This window comes from Archangium sp. (genome assembly GCF_057119385.1).
In genome coordinates, this window is record NZ_DBNGVP010000068.1 from 20,268 (window position 1) to 39,048 (window position 18,781).

Below are 18,781 nucleotides of genomic sequence, written 5' to 3' on the forward strand. Positions count from 1 at the left end.
TGCACGAAGGTGGCAGAGTACGAGGTGGACCAAGAGATGCGAGTGCTCATACTGATCGCGGTTGCAGCGATGGCAGGCGCCGGATGCGCCCACGCGCAACGAACCGAGGCCCGAATCCATGTCATTTCCGAGGACGCCGTGGGGGTCGGAGAAATGCTCGGACACGGCGGTTCGGGCGACGCCATCTGTCAGGAGGAACTCGAGAAGTGCATGACTCTCTGCTGGGAGAAGTCCCAATGGCCGTACCCTCACAATCCCAAGCAGGCAGGTTGGTACTACAAGCGTTGCACCACAGACTGCAACAAGGACTTCACAGATTGTGAAGAGGAGTACGAAGAAGCTGCGAGAGAGCGAGAAAAGAAACTGAAGTTCTCGCGTATGAATGAAGCAATCGAATGGATCAGGGCGCACAAGAACGAGGTGGCACTTGGAACCGTCGTCATCGTCGCTGGCATTACCTTCGTCCTCACGACGGGCGGCTCTGGCGCGCTGATCCTCGCTCCGCTCGCCCTCTAACATCCACACCCAATGATATACAATCACAAATTCGACGTCGACTCGGTTTTCAACATCCTGCGCACGGTGAATGAGAAATACCAAGAAGGCTCGCCAGAGGACGAAGCGCTCCGAATCGCCGCAGTGGCGTTATTTTACGTCCGTGAAATCCAGAAGCTGGATGATTACCGCGAGTTCTTTCGCTCGTTCTACACTCCCGCCATCGACTATATCGTCGTCGCCCAAACGTTCGCGACACGAGAAGAGGCAGACGCGTGGCTGGCCAGTGGGAAGGCCAGTGATGGCGAACTCGTTAGAATCGCGGGCCAGGGCTTCCAAATCATGCCCGAGCGAAAAGGAACGGGGTTGCGGTTCGTTCGGATGCCCCTTCCGGAGGAACTGATGAAAAAACATCCTCCGGGCACCGAGTAGGAACGCGGGGGATGCACGGGCTCGACCCGGGGAGCCCGGCACCCTCACCCCAACCCTCTCCCGGAGGGCGAGGGAGTGGTTCTTCCGAGCGCCGCCATGAGCGCGGACATCTCTCCCGGCGTGAGCGTCTGGCTCGCCGCCCCCAACGCCCTCGCCGCTCCCGGCATCCCGTCCACCACGCAGCTCGCCCCGTCCTGTGCCACCGTCAGCGCTCCCGTCTGCCTCATCGTCAGCAGCCCCCTCGCCCCGTCCTCCCCCATCCCCGTCAGCAACAACCCCACCGCCCTCGAGCCGAAGAACCCCGCCACGCTCTCGAACAGCGCGTCCACCGACGGCACCGCCACGCCCCTCGAGGGCTGCGTCTGCAGCTTGCCCCCTCGCACCACCAGGTCCCTGTCCGCCGGCGACACGTACACCACTCCCGGCTCCAGCCACTCCCCTCCCTGCGCCGCCACCGTCCGGTGCCCCGTCCCTCCCAGCCACCGCGCGAATCCCGGCTCGAAGCCCCGCACGATGTGCTGCGCCACCACCACTGGAAACGGCGCCGGGGACGGCAGCGCCTTCAACAGCTCGAACACCAGCGGCGGCGCTCCCGTCGAGCCTCCAATCGCCAGCAGCGAGCATGGCTTCGACTCGGGCACCGCGGCCACCTGCGACGGCGGCGGCGGCACCACCGCCGGCATCCGCAGCGACATCCGCCTCCGGCCCAGCACCCGCGCGTGCGCCATCACCCGCACCGTGCGCAGCAGCCGCTCCCGGAACTCCTTCACCGCCTCCAGCCCGCCCACCGTGGGCTTGGCCAGCACGTCCACCGCTCCCGCCCTCAAGGACTCGAACGTCCTGTCCCGCCCCGGCGTCTCCAGCTGCCCGCTGAGCACCACGATGGGACACGGCGCCGTGGCCATGATCTCCGTGATGGCCTCCACCCCGTCCATGCCCCCGGGCAACACCAGGTCCATCAGCACCAGCTGGGGACTCCAGCGCTGCACCGCCACCACCGCGTCGCGGCCATTGGCCACGTGCGGCAGCAGCTCGATGTCCGCCTCCCGGCGCAGAATCTGCTCGAGGAAGGCGACGACCGAACGCGAGTCCTCCACCAGCAACAGCTTCAACGGAGAAGCCTCCCACCGTGACCACGCATGCGTCCACTCCCGTCCCACTCCCGGCGCCACCCCGCGGACGTGACGGGAGAGGTTACCAGGATGCCGGGCGTCCGGGGTCTCCCACCGCCCTCACTTCTTGCCGAAGCCCTTCCCCGGGCCCTTGCGCAGCCGCGCCGTCACCTTCACCAGCGCATCATGCGGGCACACGGTGCGGTGCTTCGCCTTCTCGTAGCCACGCAGGGAGAACTCCACCAGCACCGGCGTCCCCGGCAGGCACTCGAGCCCCACCGACACCGGCGTCTCGCCCTGGTCCTTCCCGTCCACCAGGATGGTGGCCCCGGACGGCTCCGACTCGACCATCAGGATGGCCCCCTCGAAGTCCGCGCGCTCCTCGCGGATGCCCGTCTCCGGCGGCGGCTCCGCCGGGGCCGGGATGCCCGGTGTGGCGTCCTCGGCCGGGCGCTCCACCGGCGCCGAGGAGAAGGTGGGCTGGAGGGTGATCATCCGCGGCCCCGTCGTCAGCTCGCCCTGAAGCAGCGGGCGCACGAACAGCCCCACCGCCACCAGCGCGCTCAGGGCCGAGGCCAGCTTCAGCCCCGCGGCCAGTCCCTCCCACCGCGCGCCCCGACCCGCCGCGGGAGCCGCGGGAGCCGCGGGCGCCACCGGACGCACGGGCTGCGCCGGGACGGCCCCCGCGCCCCTGTTTCCGGAGGGGGACGGACTCGGCTGGGATGCATTGCCACTCACGACGCCACCTCGCACGAATCAGCGCACTCAACCGACCACACGGAAGACCTCACGCAACGTCGTGGTTCCGGCATTCACCTTCGCCAGGCCGGCGGCCAGCAGCGGCACCATGCCCTCGGACACCGCGAGGTCCTGGATGCGCGACGTGGGCACCTTGGTGTGGACGCACTCGCGGATGGCCGGCGTCACCTTCAACACCTCGTAGAGCGCGGCACGCCCCAGGTAACCGGAGCCCCCGCACCGCTCGCACCCCACCGGCACGTAGAAGGGGCCCGTGGTGGGCAGCCCCGCCGCCTCCAGCCGCGCCAGCTCGTCGATCTCCGCGGGGGCGGCCATGCGGCAGTGCGGGCACAGCGCGCGCACCAGGCGCTGCGAGATGATGGCCACCGACGCGGAGGCGAGCAGGAAGGGCTCCACCCCCATCTCGATGAGCCGGTTGAAGGCCCCCGCGGATGAGCTCGCGTGCACCGTGGTGAGCAGCAGGTGGCCGCTGAGGCCGGCCTGGATGGCGGTGCGCGCCGTCTCCGCGTCGCGAATCTCTCCCACCATGATGACGTTGGGGTCCTGGCGCAGCACGGAGCGCAGGCCCTGGGCGAAGGTGAAGCCCTGCTCGGCGTTCACCTGCGTCTGGGAGAAGAGCGGCACGTCGTACTCCACCGGGTCTTCAATGGTGGCGATGCGCGTCAAATCTCCCCGCGTCTGCTTGATGTGGCCGAGCGAGGCATACAGCGTCGTCGTCTTGCCGGCGCCGGTGGCACCCGCCACGAAGATGATGCCCTGGGGCGCGTCCAGCAGGCGCTGGTAGGCGGTGAGGACCTCCGGCGCGAAGCCCAGCCGGGGCAGCTCCGGCAGCCGCACGGTGCTGCGGGCGATGCGCAGCGCCACGGACTCGCCGTGGTTGGTGGGCAGGAGCGACAGGCGGATGTCCGCGGGGCCCTCGGGCGTGCCGAAGGAGAAGTGGCCGTCCTGCGGCCGGTCCGAGCGGAAGAGCACCACCTTGGCCAGCACCTTGAGGCGGTTGATGAGGCGCGGGTGGTGCTCGCGCGGCATCATCATCACCTCCTCGAGCACGCCGTGGACGCGGAAGGCCAGGCGCGTGCCCGTCTCCAGCGGGTGCATGTGCACGTCGCTGGCGCCCACGCGCACGGCCCCATCCAGCAGCACGTCCACGAAGGCAATCATGTCCGGCTCGGGGCGGGAGATGTAGCCGCGCAGCAGGCCCTGCAGCTCGACGAGCATCTCGCGCACGGCGAACGCCGTGTCCGCGTCCACCACCGCCAGCGGCGAGAGCGACGGCCGGCGCGCGAGCACCTGGCGCGAGCGGCGGGCACGCGCCTCCAGGGCGGAGCCCGCGGCGCCCAGCACGAGGCACAGCCCCACGCAGCCCAGCACGGCCGGCGTGAGGGCGAGGCCCAGGTAGCGGCCACCGAGCCGCCGCGCGGTCTCCGCGTCCTGGATGGGATTCTGGGACAGCCACATGCCGATGCTCCCCAGGAACACCAGCACGGCCAGCACCCAGGTGGCCTGGGCGGCTCTTCGGACGGGCAGACTCATTCGGAGCCCCGTACGCTAACAGGCGCCTCCCGCCGCCTCAATGCGCAGACACCCCGCGTGCGGGTCCGCACGCGGCTGGAGCTCGCGCGCGGCACGGCCCACCCGAGGCGGATGGCTCCACGGAATATTCCAGGGTTACAGTGCCCTCCCGAGCGGGCCCGCGCCGAGTCCCGGACGCACTGGACCCGAGAAGGAAGACATGCCGATGAGCCGTCCCTCCCCGCGCACCTGGATGCTGGCGAGCGCCCTCTTGAGCACGTGGGGCCTGTCCTGCACGCCCCCGGAAGAGCCCTTCCCCAACCAGGACGAGCTCGAGGTGCTCCAGAGCCTGCACACCCCCTCGCCCCTGCCGCCGAGGGACCCCACCAACAAGTACGGGGACAACCCGGCGGCGGCCGCGCTGGGCCAGCGGCTCTTCAACGACCCGAGCCTCTCCAGCTGCGGCGACGTCTCCTGCAAGAGCTGCCATGACGGCGAGGGCCGCTCGGTGGACACGGCCGTGGCCCGGGGCTGCAACGGCACGCTCACCGGGCGCAACCCGCCCACGGTGTGGAACGCGGGCTACAGCACCTGGTTCATGTGGGACGGCCGCGCGGACCGGCTGTGGAACCAGGCCCTGCTGCCCCTGCTCAACCCCGTGGAGATGAACTCCAACGCCGGGCACCTCAAGGCGCGGCTGGAGGCGGACTACGCGGACGAGTACCTCGCCGTCTTCGAGAAGGAGATTGGCAAGGAGACCGACCCCGACCGGGTGCTCGCCAACTTCGGCAAGGCCATCGCCGCGTACGAGCGCACCCTCAACCGCCACGACGCGCCCTTCGACCAGGACGTGCGCCGCTTCCTCGAGGCGGCGAAGGCCGGCAAGGCGGAGGAGGATCCCGCATACCTGGGGCTGAAGACCTTCGTGCGCAAGGGCCAGTGCAGCGCGTGCCACAAGGGCCCCATGCTGAGCGACGACCAGTTCCACAACATCGGCGTGAAGGACCTGAGCGACGGCCAGCGCGGCGTGGCGGCGGCGGCCAGCTCGATGCTGGAGTGGACCTTCAACTCGGCGGGGCCGTACAGCGACGCGCCCGGCGGCGTCGAGTCCGCGCGCCTGCTGCGGCTGCGCAACGACCTGAGCCAGAAGGCCCGCGAGCTGGAGGGCGCCTACAAGACGCCCACGCTGCGCAACGTGCAGCTCACGGCGCCGTACATGCACACCGGCGAGCTGAAGACGCTCGAGGACGTCATCGACCTGTACGACAAGGGCGGCGAGCCGGTGGGCAACTACGCGGGCAGGGTCTCGGTCACCGTCAAGCGCCTGGACCTCACCCCCGAGGAGAAGAAGGCCCTGCTCGAGCTGCTCGAGTCGATGACGGGCACGGCGAAGTAGCGTCCACGAAGTTCCTGGACAAGGCCCGAGAGCCCGTGGATGTCCCCTCTCCCTCTGGGAGAGGGAGCATGCGCAACACCGGCGGACTCAGCGGCCAGTGGGCGCGGGGGCCGGCTTCACGTCCGTGTTCTGGCCCGCGACGATGGCCCACTTGCCTCCCGTCTGCTTCAGCACGTAGCGCATGCGGGTGCGCAGCACGCCCGGCTCGGTGGCCTGCACTCCCGGAGGCAGCCCCGTGTAGTTCGTCACCACGTGCTCGGTGTCCACCACCGCCACCCCGGGGGTGACGAAGACGATCTTCCGCACCGTCACCTCCGAGTGGCTGTCCTTGAAGAGGCTCGCGAACACCGCGGCGTGCCGCTTCTGGATCTCCTCACGGCCGCTGAAGACCGTGCCCACGATGTTGATGAACTCGGCGTCCGGCGCGAAGTCCTTGCTCCACGCGGCCGCGTCGTGACGGTTCCAGGCCTCGGTCTGCTCGGCCACGAGCTTGCGCAGGCTCGCCTCGTCGCGGGGCTGGCCCCGGCCCTGCTGGGCCTGGACGGGTGAGGCAACGAGGAACGACAGGACCACGGCCATGACGGCCGAGCTTCGCGCGAAGGTGTTCATGAAGGGCTCCCCTGGAATGCAATGACGGGGGCCCGTTCTACCAGCGCCCCTCGTGCGTGCGAGACATTCCCATTCCCCGGGAGCGCGGGAGCCTCACGCCGAGGACGGAGGCGGCGCGGCGGGGCTGGCGGCTCGGGGCGGCTGGATGAGGGGCCAGGCGCGCTTGAGGGTGACGGCGGCGGAGGCGGCGAGCGCGGCCTTCACGCAATCCCCGGGCACGAAGACGAGCGAGCCCAGCGCGGCCTTGGCCAGCGGCAGCTTCGCGGCCACGGCGAGCCAGGGGATGCCCACGGCATAGAGGACGCAGATGCCACCGAGCACGTTGATGGCGAAGGCGAGCGGCACGGACAGCCGCGACCAGGCGCGCTCGGTGAGCCAGCCGATGAGGAAGGCGGCGGGCAGGAAGCCCACGAAGAAGCCTCCGGTGGGCCCCACGTACACGGCGAGCCCACCATTGCCTCCGGCCAGCAGGGGCAGCCCCGCGGCCACGAGCAGGTGGAAGAGGAGCAGGGACAGCAAGCCCTTGCGCGCCCCGAGGATGGAGCCGGCGAGCATCACCCCGAGCGTCTGCGCGGTGATGGGCACGGGGATGAAGGGCAGCGCGAGCGGTGGTAGCAGCCCGAGCACGGCCATGAGGGCGGCGAACAGGGCGACGTGGACGAGATCTCGGGTCTTCACGAGGGTTCCTCGGGGTCGAAGCAGCGCGCGTCGATGGCATCGGCGAGCGTGTCGGCGGTGCGGAGGGTCTTCACGAGCAGCGGGACGAGCACCGCGACGGGATTGCGCTCGAGGCCGCGCACGCGCTGGGCCTCTTGAATCTCCCGCAGCCACGTGGCGAGCAGGGGGATGAAGCGCAGGGTGAGGGAGAGCAGCAGGCCGAGCCGCGCGGGATTGAGGCCGAAGCGGGCCAGGGGACGCAGGGCCCGCTCCAGCGCGTCGAGCATGTCCGAGGCGCGCGTCGTCAGGGACACGAGCGTGGCGAGCAGCACCAGGACGGCGAGCCGCAGCACGGCCTCGAGCGCGGGCGCCCAGCCGGACACCAGCGCGTGCAGGACGAGGAGCGGGACGAGCACGAAGACGGAGAGGCGGAGGACGGGAGCCACCTCGCGCGGACGCAGGCGGGCGAGCGCGTAGAGGCCGAGCGTGGCCACCAGCGCGCCGGAGAGCACGGGCAGCGAGGAGAAGAGCAGCAGTCCGGTGCCGGCGGCGAGCAGGGCCAGCATCTTCGCGCCCGCGGGGACGGCATGCACGGGCGAGTCCCGGTGGAGGTAGAGGCCGAGGCTCACGTCATCATCCGGACGTAGGCGTCGAGGGCGACGGAGGGGACGTCATCGACGACGACGCGGCCCGCCTCGAAGACGAGCACACGGTCGAAGTCGCGCAGCAGCTCCAGGTCGTGGGAGACGACGATGGCCGTCTGGGGCAGCTCGTGGATGGCCTGCGCGAGCCGGCGCTTGTTGCGCAGGTCCAGCAGCGTGGTGGGCTCGTCGAAGACGATGTAGCGCGGCTCCATGACGAGCACGGAGGAGAGCGCGAGCAGCTGCTTCTGGCCCCCGCTGAGCAGGTGGGCCGGGTGGTGGCGGAAGTCCTCCAGGCCATAGCGGCGCAGCACGGCGGTGACGCGCGCGGAGATGTCGGCCGGCGGCAGCTTGAGGTTCTTCAGCCCGAAGGCGAGGTCCTCCTCGACGGTGGGGAGGACGATTTGATGATCGGGGTTCTGGAAGACGAAGCCCACCTTGCGGCGGATGGCGCGGGCATCCTTCCGGGTGTCGAGCCCTTCCACGAGCACCTGGCCCCGCTCGGGCACGAGCAGCCCATTGAGCAGACGCGCGAAGGTGCTCTTGCCGGAGCCATTGCCGCCCACCACGGCGATGCGGCGCTCGGAGAGGGTGAGCTCGAGCCCCTCGAGGACGGGGCGCTCACCGAAGTGGTGGCTGACGGCGTGGAGTCGAATCATTCGCGACCGCTAAGGCGGGGCGAATGTAACGCCTTTCTGGCTCCATGCACGTCCCCTGTCCCCCAGAGAGGGAGTCCCACGCGCTCAGTGCAGGTGCGAGGGCTCCGGCTCGGTCCCCGTCAGGCCGATACCCGGCTCCGGAGCGTGCTCGCCGGACGTGGCCGGAAGGCGCTCGGGTTGGATGGCCGGGAGCTTGTTCGCATGCAGGCCGGTGATGAGGCGCACGTCCCGCCGCCTGGTCAGGTAGGTGTAGGCCCAGTCCAGCATCACCGCCAGCTTGTTGCGGAAGCCCACCAGGAAGGTGATGTGGATGCCGAGCCACATCAGCCACGCGGGCTTCCCGCTCAGGCGAATCTTGTCGTAGAGCACGCCGATCGCCGAGCCACGGCCGATGACGGCGAAGGAGCCCTTGTCGCGGTAGCGGAACGGCTCCAACGGACGGCCCGCGAGCCGGTAGCGGATGTTCTTCGCCACGTGCCGGCCCATCTGCATGGCCGCGGGGGCGATGCCCGGCACCGGCTTGCCGTCCTGCACCAGCGAGGCGAGGTCTCCAATCACGAAGACCTCCTCATGGCCGGGGATGTTCAGCGGGGGCTCCACCTTCACGCGGCCCGCCTTGTCGACCGGTACGCCCAGCGTCCGGCCCACGGGGGAGGCCGCCACGCCGGCGCCCCAGAGCACCGTGCGCGCCACGATGCGGGTGTCGCCCACGGAGACGCCCAGGTCGTCCACGCCCGTCACCAGGGTGCCGGTGCGCACCTCCACTCCGAGCTTCTCCAGGTCATCGCGCGCCCTCGCCGAGAGCTCCTCGGGATAGGTGTTGAGCACCCGGGGCAGGCCCTCGAGCAGGAGGATGCGGGCCTTCGACGTATCGACGCGGCGGTAGTCACGGGGCAGCGAGTGCCGCGTCATGTATGCGAGCGCGCCCGCCAATTCCACGCCCGTGGGCCCCGCGCCGATGATGACGAAGGTGAGCCACTCGCGCTGACACTCGGGGTCGGGCTCGCGCTCGGCGGCCTCGAGCGCCAGCAGCACGCGCTCGCGGATCTCCCGGGCGTCGTCGATCGTCTTGAGTCCGGGAGCGAATGGGGCCCACTCCGGGTGGCCGAAGTACGAGTGCGTGGCGCCCATGGCGAGCACCAGCGTGTCATAGGGAATCTCCCCGCCATCGGAGATGACCACCTTGCGCGCGAGGTCCACGGAGTGGACCTCGGCGAGCAGCACGGTGGTGTTCCGGCCGCGCAACACCTGGCGGATGGGGGCGGAGATGTCGCCCGGGCTGAGGACGGCGGTGGCCACCTGGTAGAGCAGCGGCTGGAAGAGGTGGTGGTTGTAGCGGTCGAGCACCGTCACTTCCACGGGGGCGCGCTTGAGTCCGAGCGCCGCCTGGAGCCCACCGAAGCCGCCACCCACGATGACCACGTGATGCCTTCCCGGGGTGTTTTCCATGGCGGAAAAGGTGCGGAGCCCGGGGGAATCCGGCCACCGTCCCGGGGGCCCAGCCCGTCTGACGGGGAGCGCCGCCTGCTCGCTCGCCGTCCGGACGAGAAACGAGGCGCCCGCCGAATGCCAGGGAGCCCGAAGGACCGTTTTCAGAATGTCCGCTTCAGCTCCCCCCATCCCAGCTGGAGAGAGGGAGGAAACCCGGACGGAGCAGCCACCAGGTGGTGGGGGTCCGCCAGCCTCCGTGCGGCGTCCTTGTACTCCTCCGTACTCTTCGCGGGCCGCTTGTAATCGGTCTCCTCGTCGACAGGTCCGCTGACGAGGCAGTGGACCCAGGTCTCGATGTTCCGCTTCGGCACGAGGATGCAGATCATTTCGTCCGGGGAACGTCCCTCCAACTCCGCCTCTTGCAACGATTGCTCGAGTTGCTCGAAACGCTGCCGGACAGGAAGGACATCCGCGTCGATGATCGTCACCAGCTTACAGTCCTGCCCCCCTGCACGCCGACGGTGGGTCTGGACCTGCTTCGCATACTGCTCGCGTACGTACTGCTCACCCGCCCCTTTCCCCGCGGGTACGGGGAGCAGACGAATCTTCCCGCGCTCGATGCCACGCTGCCTGAGCCAGGAATAGACGAAGTTCTGGTGCTGCCGGTCCTCGGAGAGCACCACGACCTGAGCGCTATTTCCCATCTTCCCAACCTCGGGCAACGAGCTCCGCGGCAGGCACCGCGGCCTCGGGCGGCGCCTGGAAAGGGCCGACGCGTACAGGGCCATTGGCGATGCGCTCGAACCAGAGTCCCGACTCCGGAGCCAGCAGGTTGATGACCTCGGGATGGTGAGAGATGAGCAACGCCTGGAGGTGCTCCTGCTCACGCAAGGCCAGCAGAAAGGGCTGGATTTCGCTCAACGCCACGAAGTTGTCGGGTTCGTCGAGACAGAGTGTTGCACCAGAGCCAGACAGGAAATGGAGCAGGGTATAGAGACCAATGAGTGCTCGCTGCCCCTCGGAGAGCTCATCGAATGTGTACTCGTCAGAGGCAGAGACGCTCGCACCACTCGCTTCACGCCTCCAGAGCGCGCGAAGCATCCGAATCCCCTCGCCTCCCGACTTGAGGATCAGCGCATCGAATCCATCGAAGATGCCACGCAGATCGTCCCGGAGCCGGACCACTTCATTGAGCCGCTCCTGTGCGAGATGCCGGTACCACGAGGCGAAGTTCGACAGGTCCTCCGCGGGCGTGGCCTGCTCCGCCTCGCTCCGTCCAGTCATGCGGCGCGGATCGATGCGCACGACATACAGGCGCTCGAACCAGCTCGCGAAGCGCCTGAGCTTCGGATGCCAGGGGGCTGAGTCTCTAAAGAAATACAACCCCGTGCGCTCCGGGCCTGGCCAGATCAAGTGGGTTTGACCATCCTGGGCCAGGAACTTCGCGAACTCCTGGCCTGGCTCGTACACGAAGAGCGAAGTCCCCTCGTGATGCAGCGCCTCCCTGTCGACACGACTGCGGCCCTGTTCGGCGTCGTGCTCGACTTCAAGGCGGTAGCGATAGACCTCTCCATCCAGGGACACTTCCAGCTCGAAGACCTGACGGGTACGCCGCTGCCACCGGGTCAGCGTCGCAGGTGGGAAGACCTCGGACACTGCCGCGCCCTGGGACTGGAGCCGACGAAGCGCGGAGAGCACCTCGAAGACGGTCGTTTTCCCCGTCCCATTGCGCCCCATCAACAGGTGCTCCCGGCCAAGGCGCAGGTCGAAATTCACCAGGCACTTGTAGTTATCGACATAGAGACGGGTGAGCATCGGTGACTCCGCGGGCACACGCCGAAGCGTGGTGCGTTCCCAGTCGGGCCGCAGCGGCCAGACAGGCGAGCGGACCCTACCGCATCCGCTCGCCCCCCGCTTGAGAAGCTGTAGCCCCATCCACGCTGGAGGGGCTACCCGCCGTCTACCGCACCAGGTGGAACGCCGTCTGCCGCTGGAAGGCCCAGCGCACCTTGCCGCTCGCATCCAGCATGACGTCCTCCTCCTGCGCCGAGCGCACCTTCTGCCCGCCCCACTCCGCCACCGGGCTCGTCGCCTGCAACTCGATGGAGAACCACTGGTTCGTCATCACCTGGTGGTCACCGTTGCCCGGCACGCCCTCCTGCCGGTCCCACAGGCCGATCATCGGCCCCGCACCGTGCCCGTTGAGGCCAATCGGGTGCGAGTACACCGTCCCCTCAATCCCCTCGGCCTTCATCCGCTCGCGCGAGGCCTTGAGAATCTCATTGCCCGAGCGCCCCGGACGCAGCTCCTCGAAGACGATGTCCTGCAGCCGGTTGGAGCGCGCCAGCGCCGCCTTCAGCCCCGCGGGCGCGTCCGTCTCGCCCTCGCGCAGCACGTAGCCCATGTGCTGCGTGTCCGTGTTCAACCGCAGCGCCGTCACCCCGAAGTCGCAGTGCAGCACATCCCCCCGCTCGATGAGGGGGTCCTCTCCCACGTCCGCCTCCGTCTTCCCCTGCCGCTGCACGCTCACCGACGGCTGGAACCACGTCCCCAGCCCCAGGTCGTTCACCCGCTGGCGCATCCACCACACCACGTCACGGGTGCGCGTCTTCCCCGGCGTAATCACCTGATTGGAGAAGCCCGTCTCGATGATGTTCCACGCCAGCTTCGTCAGGTCCTCGTAGAAGCGCTCCTCGTCCGCGCCCCGCCAGGCGATGAGGTCCACCGGCAGGCCCCCGGACGGCTTCAGCCGCGCCGTCCACTCGGGCCCGAGCGCCTCCGTCATGCCCTCGTACTCGCCATGCGTCAGCCCGTCCGCGAAGGCGAACGTGCGCGACACGTTGATGGCGATGGCCTTCGGCTGCCGCTCCTCCAGCACCGCCTTCAGCACCTTCCACTGGTCCGGGCCCCACAGCTCGGCCTGCCGGGTGACGCCGCCTCCGTCCACCTGCATCTGCGCGCGCCGCGCCTCGTACACCCCGCCCTGCGTGCCCCCGCCCAGCGCGAGCCGCTCCACGCCCTTCTCCGGGCCCCGGTCATGGAACACGTAGATGGTGCGCCGCCGCGCCGCGAACGTGGTGGGCGCCACCAGCGCCGGGAAGACGGGGTCCTCGTTGTACTCGCGCATCGGCACCACCCACATCTCGATGCCGTACTGGCGCATCAACGCGGGCAGCGCCTTGTCCAGGCGCTCGCGCAGCCACTCCTGCTGCCGGGTGGCCTGCTCGCGCAGCGTGCCGAAGGGACGCTCGGGCCGGGTGGCCTCCGGCGCTCGGGAGGCCGGCGCGGGGGTGGCACAAGCGGACGTGAGGAGGAACAGGGGGACGAGGAGACGACTCCGGGTGTTCTTCATGGCCGCGCAGCATCGCACGGACGGGCCCGGCCGGGACTCAGGACGCGGCCTTGACGGGGCTCCCCACCGGGAACTCCAGGCGCAGGCGCGCGCCCCCCTCCTCCCGGTTCTCCGCCACCAGGGTGCCCCCACACTGCTCCACCAGCTCCCGCGACAGGGCCAGCCCCAGCCCCGTCCCCTTCTCCGGGCCCTTCGTCGTGAAGAACGTCTCGAAGAGCCGCGGCAGCACGTGCGGGGGAAATCCCGGACCGTTGTCCTCCACCCGCAGGACGACCCGCCCGCCCTCCTGCGCGCCGATGATGCGCACCTCGGAACCATCGCGGCCTCGCGCCTCCAGCGCATCCCCCGCGTTCACCAGCAGGTTGAGCAGCACCTGCGCCAGCCTCCGGCGCACCGCGAGCACCGGCGGCAGCGCCTCCGGGATGTCCACCTCCAGCCGCGCCACGTGATGGAGCCTCAGCCGGGCAATCCGCACCGCGTCACTCACCACGTCCGCCACCGCGCACTCGGTGGGCTCCTCGGTGTCCATGCGCGAGAAGCCCCTCAAGTCCCCGATGATCTGCCGCACGCGCTCCACTCCCATGCGCGTCTCGCGGAACACCTCCGCCAGATCCTCCCGGGTGGCTTCCCTCGGCTCCGCCAGCACCTCGCGCTCCAGGTAGTCGAGGTTGGCGCCGATGAAGGCCACCGGGTTGTTGATTTCATGCATCACGCTCGCCGCGAGCTGGCCGATGGTGGCCAGCTTCTCCGAGTGCGTCCGGCGGCGCTCACTGATGGCGAGCGACTCGAGGGCCTCGCGGCGCGCGCGCTCCAGCCGGCCCTCGTTCTCCGCCCGCTGGGCCTTGCGGAACTCACTGGCCCCGTACGCGCCGACGAGCGTCACCGTCACCACGACGCCCACCCACAGCAGCACCTGGGACGGCGGGCGTCCCGCCATCCACAGCATGACCGCGGCCCCCGCGCCGCACAGGACGCCGGAGATGGTCGCCGAGAGCGAGTCCTGCGGATAGATGAGGCACAGCAGGAGCGGGAGGCAGGGGAAGAATTGGAAGTACACGCCGTCACAGCCCCCCGACACGAGCACCAGGGCGATGAAGCAGAGGCTGCCCACCGTGCACTGGAAGGCCGTGTGCAGACGCATCGACGGCGCGGAGTGCTCGTCCATCCGCAGCGCGGAGAGGGCCACGGCCAGGGCCCAGACGCAGCGGATGGCGAGCATCCGGAGCTCCGGTCCCACGGCGAGCACGTCCAACACGTATTGGGACAGCAGTGACGGGGCCAGCCAGAGCAACATCTTCCGGCGGGGCCCCCACGTGCCGGACGCCGCCACCTCAGGCGCCGCGGGCCACGGCCCGGCCTGATCCGGATGCTTCGGGGATGGCGCGTCGAGGGGCGGCAACGCCCTCCATCGTACCCGGTTCCCGCCTCGCGGTCCGAGCCCGCCCCTTCCGCGAAGGCGGAAGCGGAGCACCGGCCCCGCTTCCGCGCCTCACCGCCGGGTGAAGGCGAGGTCCTCCGCCTCGTCGAACACGCCGCAGCCCTCCTCGACGCACGGCGGCATCGCCGTGCACGCGCCGCACTCCAGCGTCCCGCCGCACCCGTCCGGCACCGTGCCGCACGCCGCCTCGCACGTCAGCGGCGTGCACACGCCCGGGTCGTACCGCTCGCTCGTGGCCAGCGTGCCCTCCAGGTCGTTGGAGCCTCCCACCACCAACACCGCCCCATCCATCAGCGGCACCAGCCCCGCCCCCCGCCGCGCCTCCCACAGCGACGGCTCCACGCTCCACGTGTCCGCCACCGGGTCATAGCTCTCCACCGACGCCAGCGAGCCCGACATCACGTGGAAGCCCCCCACCACCAGCACCCGCCCCTCGGGCGTCACCAGCGCCCCGTGCGCCTCGCGCGGCATCATCGGCGACGCCGCCAGCTTCCACTCGCCCCGCATCGGCTCGTACAGCTCCGCCGTGGCCGCCGCGCGCGACGTCGTGCCGCCCACCACCAGCACCCGCCCGTCCGGCAGCACCGTCACCGTGTGCCCCGAGCGGTGCGTGCCCGCCGCGCCTCCCACCGGGCCCGTCTTCGTCCACTGGCCACTCACCGGGTCATACAGCTCCGCCTGCAGCCCGCTCACGAAGAGCACCTGGCCGTTGCCCAGCACCACGCCCGTCCGCGCCCCGGCGCGCGCCGACGCCGGCGCTCCCGTGCGCGTCCACTCGCCCGTCGCCGGGTCGAACAGCTCCGCCGAGCGCACCGGGTGCCGGTCCACGTCGAAGCCGCCCGCCACCAGCACCCGCCCGTCCGGCAGCAGCACCGCCGCCGGCTCGTTGCGCGCCTCGCCCATGTCCCGCACGGCCGTCCACCGGCCCGTGCCCGGGTCGTACACCTCCGCGCTCGCCAGCGCGCCGAAGGAGGCCGAGAACGTGCCCCCCGCCACCAGCACGCGCCCGTCCGCCAGCCTCACCGCCGCGTGGTTGCGCCGCGCCGTGCGCATCGCGCCCGTGGCGTACCACTCGCCCGTCTCCGGCTCGTACACCTCGCAGCTCGTCAGCGTGCGGCTGCCATCATGTCCACCCGAGGCCAGCACCCGCCCGTCCGCCAGCGCCACCCACGGCAGCAGCTTGCGCGGCGTGCTCAGCTCCCGGGACACCATCCCCTGCTCCAGCCCGTCCGGCGGCGGCGCCGAGCTGCAGGAGAACACCATCGTGAAGAGCGCCAGCATGGCGCAGGACGTCGAAACCCTTTTCATGACCCACCCACTCCGTTCCGAGACGGACGGGTCTACACGCCGGGTCTGACATTCCCGGCGACGGATTCCTCCATGATTCCAAGTGTTTATCGTCCCATGTATGACAGACCCGTCAGGTGGTGCGCGGGACATGCCGCACCCCGTCATGCGCCTGTCATGGCCGCGTCATGTGCCGCGGCATGTGACGCCTCAGGCGCCCGGGTGGGAGGCCTCCACGTCCTCCAGGTTCACCGGCTCGGCGTCCATGCCGTTGTGGTGGCGCGGCGGCAGCGCTCCGCCGTCGTCGTCCTCCAGCTTCAACAGGTGCGGGGTGCGCTCCAGGTACAGCTCGCCGTCGCGCACGAGGCGCACGTCCGAGAACTCCACGAGGAACTCCTCGCGCGACAACAGGCGCGGCTCGAGCTCGAAGTGCGTCTCGCCCACCGCGCGCACACGGCCCACCCTGCGCCCCTCCATGTCCCGCACCACCATGCCTTCGCGCACGTCGTCCTGCACCACCATGGCATCCTCCTCGGCGAGCCCCCGGGCCCTCCCGTCCCGGTGCGCATCCCTTCTGAGTGGGGAACACCCGGCGCTCCGGCAACCCCTGGCGGCTGGCAGGAAGGGCGGCCCTGGACACGTGCGGAAGCCGGGCCGCCAGGGCTCGCGTTCCGGGCGGTGCCTAACGTTCCTCCGAATGAGAGGAGGAGGCCGTCATGCTCCTGGAACTGACCGCCATCGAGGCCCGTGATCTCAAGGAAGTCCTCGACTCGTCGCTGCGCAAGCTGCTCGACGAAATCGCCCACGCCGACCACCGCGCCTACCGCGAGATGTTGCAGGCGCGCTATGCCCGGCTCGAACAGCTCAACCACCGGCTGGACACGTCCGTGGAGAGCGACCAGGTCTACGCCTGAGCCCCCGCCCGCGCGCTCGAGGCCCTGGGGACCCATACGGCTTCCATGAGGCCGTAAAACACGCGTCCCATGGCATGGCGGTGGCGTCCCACCGCGCCGCCTGAAACGTGCGCGCGTTCTGGACGTCCGGCATGCTTGGACGCACGTGACGACGACCCCGGCCGCCCCCATCCGCTTCCTGCTGTCGCCGTCCCTGGGCGAGGTGAAGGAGCACGTGCGCGCCGAGCTCTTCAGCCGGGCCCTCACCCAGCGGCTGGGCCGGCCGGTGGTGGTGGAGCTCGCCCCCTCGTACGAGGCGCTGGAGCGGGAGCTGGCGGAAGGCCGGGTGGACCTGGCGTGGGCCACGGCCGAGCAGTGCACCGCCTTCGAGCCGCAGGCCCGCGCGGTGCTGCGCGCCGTGCGGGCGGGGCTCTGGTACTACCACGCGGCCCTGGTGTGCCGGGCGGATGCGCCGCTCACGCTGGGGACGTTGAAGGGCACGCGCGCCGCGTGGGTGGCTCCGCGCTCCACCGGCGGCCACCTCATGGCCGTGCGCCACCTGACGGCCCGGGGGCTGTCCGTGGCGGACACCTTCTCCGAGCAGCGCTTCCACGGCACCTACCGCAAGGCCCTGCTGGCCGTGCTGGCGGGCGAGGCGGACGTGGCCGCCATCTACTCGAGCCACCCGGAGGAGAACACGGTGCGCGCCTACCTGGCCGAGCACGTGGGCGCCGACGAGCGCAAGCTCATCCCCTTCGAGTTCACCGGGCCCACGCCCGCCGACGGGCTCATCTTCACCCCGCGCATGCCGGAGGCGGACGTGACGGCGCTGGTGTCCGTGCTCACCTCGCTGGCGGGCAGCGGCGCGGGGCTGGAGCCGCTGCTGGGCCTCTTCGACAGCGAGGGCTTCGTCCTGTCCTCCAAGCCCCGGCCGCCGCCTCCCCGGACGGCCCGGCGCGCGGAATACCTCGCGGTGGACCTGGACGCGCAGGAGCGGTGCATGCGGCTGTGGACGCCCACGGGGGTGGCCTTCGGCCGGGACGTGCGCCAGGCGGAGGGGCGGCCGCTGGAGGCGGTGCTGGGGCCCGAGGCGGGGGCGGCGCTGGTGGCGCTCGCGCGCGCCGCGCGGCACAGCGGCGTGGGAGGCCGGGTGGAGTACCGCATGGAGGTGGAGGGCGAGACGCGCTGGTACTCGGCCGAGGCCACGGTGCGCCCACCGGCCACGGAGGCGGCGAGCCCCACCACGGCGCTGCTGGTGCGGGACGTGACGGAGCTGCGCGCGCTGGAGGAGGAGCTGTACCGGCTGGCCTCCTTCCCGCTGCTGCACCCCGAGCCGATGCTGGAGCTGGGCCCGGGCGGCGAGGTGCACTACGCCAACCCGGCGGCGCACACGGCGTTTCCGGACCTGCTGGTGCGCGGGGTGGGGCACCCGCTGGTGGAGGCGGCCCAGGCGTGGGCGCGGCGCGGCGCGGCGGTGGGGGAGTCGCCTCCGGTGGTGCAGCTGGGCGGCCGGCACTGGGAGCTGACGGTGTCGCCGCTGGTGGACCCCGAGGGGCTGCGCGTCTTCGCCAAGAACGTGACGGCGCGCAAGCAGATGGAGGCGCAGCTCTTCAAGGCGGACCGGATGGCGGCGCTGGGCTCGCTCGCGGCGGCGGTGGGCCACGAGATGAACAACCCGCTGGCCTTCATGCTGGCCAACCTCGGCTTCGCGCGCGAGGAGCTGGCGCGGCTGAAGGCGGCGCTGGGCGAGGAGGGCCACGCGCTGGCCGGCGACGTGGACGACATGCTGGAGGCGCTGACCGAGGCGGCGGACGGGGCGGACCGGCTGAAGGGAATCGTCCAGGACCTGAGGCTGCTGTCGCGCGCGCCGCCGGAGCACCGCGAGACGGTGGAGATGGTACCGGTGCTGGAGCACGCGCTGGGCCTGGTGCGGGGCGAGCTGCGCCACCGGGCGAGGCTGGAGAAGGACTTCCGGCCGGTTCCGCGGGTGGAGGGCGACGAGGCGCGGCTGGTGCAGGTGTTCGTGAGCGTGCTGCTCAACGCGGTGCAGGCGATGAACGAGCTGGACGCCCCGCGCAACGTGCTGCGGGTGTCCGCGTACACGGGCC

19 protein-coding genes are annotated in these 18,781 nt (G+C 70.5%); 5 read left to right on the forward strand and 14 right to left on the reverse strand.

The features are described 5' to 3' along the window. Positions 1-9 precede the first annotated feature (9 nt). A complete protein-coding gene (locus AC16DP_RS15845; protein WP_329735023.1) occupies positions 10-516 on the forward strand; it encodes a hypothetical protein in 507 nt (168 codons plus the stop codon). A 12-nt stretch (positions 517-528) separates the two neighbouring features. After that, positions 529-927: a hypothetical protein gene (locus AC16DP_RS15850; RefSeq protein ID WP_329735024.1), complete on the forward strand. Its 399-nt coding sequence runs from the start codon at positions 529-531 to the stop codon at positions 925-927. Between the two features lie 44 nt (positions 928-971). On the opposite strand, the gene AC16DP_RS15855 is transcribed toward AC16DP_RS15850, so the two are convergent. The 3 genes from AC16DP_RS15855 to AC16DP_RS15865 form a co-directional block, all read right to left on the reverse strand. Further along, on the reverse strand, positions 972-2,039 hold the full coding sequence (locus tag AC16DP_RS15855; RefSeq protein WP_329735025.1) for a chemotaxis protein CheB: 1,068 nt from the start codon (positions 2,037-2,039) through the stop codon (positions 972-974). Positions 2,040-2,159: 120 nt separating this feature from the next. Beyond that, complete coding sequence (locus tag AC16DP_RS15860) at positions 2,160-2,777, reverse strand: PEGA domain-containing protein (protein WP_329735026.1); 618 nt, start codon at positions 2,775-2,777, stop codon at positions 2,160-2,162. 27 nt (positions 2,778-2,804) lie between these two features. Further along, complete coding sequence (locus AC16DP_RS15865; protein ID WP_329735027.1) at positions 2,805-4,331, reverse strand: GspE/PulE family protein; 1,527 nt, start codon at positions 4,329-4,331, stop codon at positions 2,805-2,807. 205 nt (positions 4,332-4,536) lie between these two features. Here AC16DP_RS15865 and AC16DP_RS15870 point away from each other — a divergent pair, with 205 nt between their 5' ends. Beyond that, positions 4,537-5,706, forward strand: coding sequence for a cytochrome-c peroxidase (locus AC16DP_RS15870; protein ID WP_329735028.1), 1,170 nt, complete (start codon positions 4,537-4,539; stop codon positions 5,704-5,706). Positions 5,707-5,793: 87 nt separating this feature from the next. Here AC16DP_RS15870 and AC16DP_RS15875 read toward each other — a convergent pair whose 3' ends face one another. The 11 genes from AC16DP_RS15875 to AC16DP_RS15925 form a co-directional block, all read right to left on the reverse strand. After that, on the reverse strand, positions 5,794-6,315 hold the full coding sequence (locus tag AC16DP_RS15875) for an SgcJ/EcaC family oxidoreductase (RefSeq protein WP_329735029.1): 522 nt from the start codon (positions 6,313-6,315) through the stop codon (positions 5,794-5,796). 93 nt (positions 6,316-6,408) lie between these two features. Then, positions 6,409-6,993 carry a biotin transporter BioY gene (locus AC16DP_RS15880; RefSeq protein ID WP_329735030.1) on the reverse strand — a complete coding sequence of 195 codons (585 nt, stop codon included), beginning with the start codon at positions 6,991-6,993 and terminating at the stop codon, positions 6,409-6,411. After that, a complete protein-coding gene (locus tag AC16DP_RS15885) occupies positions 6,990-7,601 on the reverse strand; it encodes an energy-coupling factor transporter transmembrane component T family protein (RefSeq protein WP_329735031.1) in 612 nt (203 codons plus the stop codon). The genes AC16DP_RS15880 and AC16DP_RS15885 overlap by 4 nt, the downstream gene beginning before the upstream one ends. Then, entirely contained in the window at positions 7,598-8,272 is a 675-nt protein-coding gene (locus AC16DP_RS15890; protein WP_329735032.1) for an energy-coupling factor ABC transporter ATP-binding protein, read from the reverse strand. Before AC16DP_RS15890 ends, AC16DP_RS15885 begins: the two co-directional genes overlap by 4 nt. Before the next feature lie 84 nt (positions 8,273-8,356). Continuing rightward, entirely contained in the window at positions 8,357-9,721 is a 1,365-nt protein-coding gene (locus tag AC16DP_RS15895) for an NAD(P)/FAD-dependent oxidoreductase (RefSeq protein ID WP_329735033.1), read from the reverse strand. 143 nt (positions 9,722-9,864) lie between these two features. After that, a complete protein-coding gene (locus AC16DP_RS15900; protein ID WP_483956739.1) occupies positions 9,865-10,407 on the reverse strand; it encodes a hypothetical protein in 543 nt (180 codons plus the stop codon). Further along, positions 10,397-11,518: an AAA family ATPase gene (locus AC16DP_RS15905; protein WP_329735035.1), complete on the reverse strand. Its 1,122-nt coding sequence runs from the start codon at positions 11,516-11,518 to the stop codon at positions 10,397-10,399. The genes AC16DP_RS15900 and AC16DP_RS15905 overlap by 11 nt, the downstream gene beginning before the upstream one ends. Positions 11,519-11,663: 145 nt before the next feature. Then, positions 11,664-13,055, reverse strand: a complete 1,392-nt coding sequence (locus tag AC16DP_RS15910) for a M24 family metallopeptidase (RefSeq protein ID WP_329735036.1) — start codon at positions 13,053-13,055, stop codon at positions 11,664-11,666. Positions 13,056-13,092: 37 nt separating this feature from the next. After that, the gene (locus AC16DP_RS15915) at positions 13,093-14,349 is read right to left on the reverse strand and encodes a sensor histidine kinase (protein WP_329735037.1); all 1,257 of its coding nucleotides are present in this window, start codon (positions 14,347-14,349) and stop codon (positions 13,093-13,095) included. Positions 14,350-14,544: 195 nt separating this feature from the next. Beyond that, positions 14,545-15,801 (reverse strand): Kelch repeat-containing protein, encoded by a 1,257-nt coding sequence (locus tag AC16DP_RS15920; RefSeq protein ID WP_329735038.1) that lies wholly within the window; start codon positions 15,799-15,801, stop codon positions 14,545-14,547. Between the two features lie 189 nt (positions 15,802-15,990). Further along, positions 15,991-16,302 carry a DUF2171 domain-containing protein gene (locus tag AC16DP_RS15925; protein WP_329735039.1) on the reverse strand — a complete coding sequence of 104 codons (312 nt, stop codon included), beginning with the start codon at positions 16,300-16,302 and terminating at the stop codon, positions 15,991-15,993. A 194-nt stretch (positions 16,303-16,496) separates the two neighbouring features. Here AC16DP_RS15925 and AC16DP_RS15930 point away from each other — a divergent pair, with 194 nt between their 5' ends. Both AC16DP_RS15930 and AC16DP_RS15935 read left to right on the forward strand, forming a co-directional pair. Beyond that, positions 16,497-16,694: a hypothetical protein gene (locus AC16DP_RS15930; RefSeq protein WP_329735040.1), complete on the forward strand. Its 198-nt coding sequence runs from the start codon at positions 16,497-16,499 to the stop codon at positions 16,692-16,694. 145 nt (positions 16,695-16,839) lie between these two features. Further along, positions 16,840-18,781, forward strand: a 1,942-nt coding sequence (locus tag AC16DP_RS15935; RefSeq protein WP_483956740.1) for a sensor histidine kinase, incomplete at its 3' end; no start/stop codon positions are given.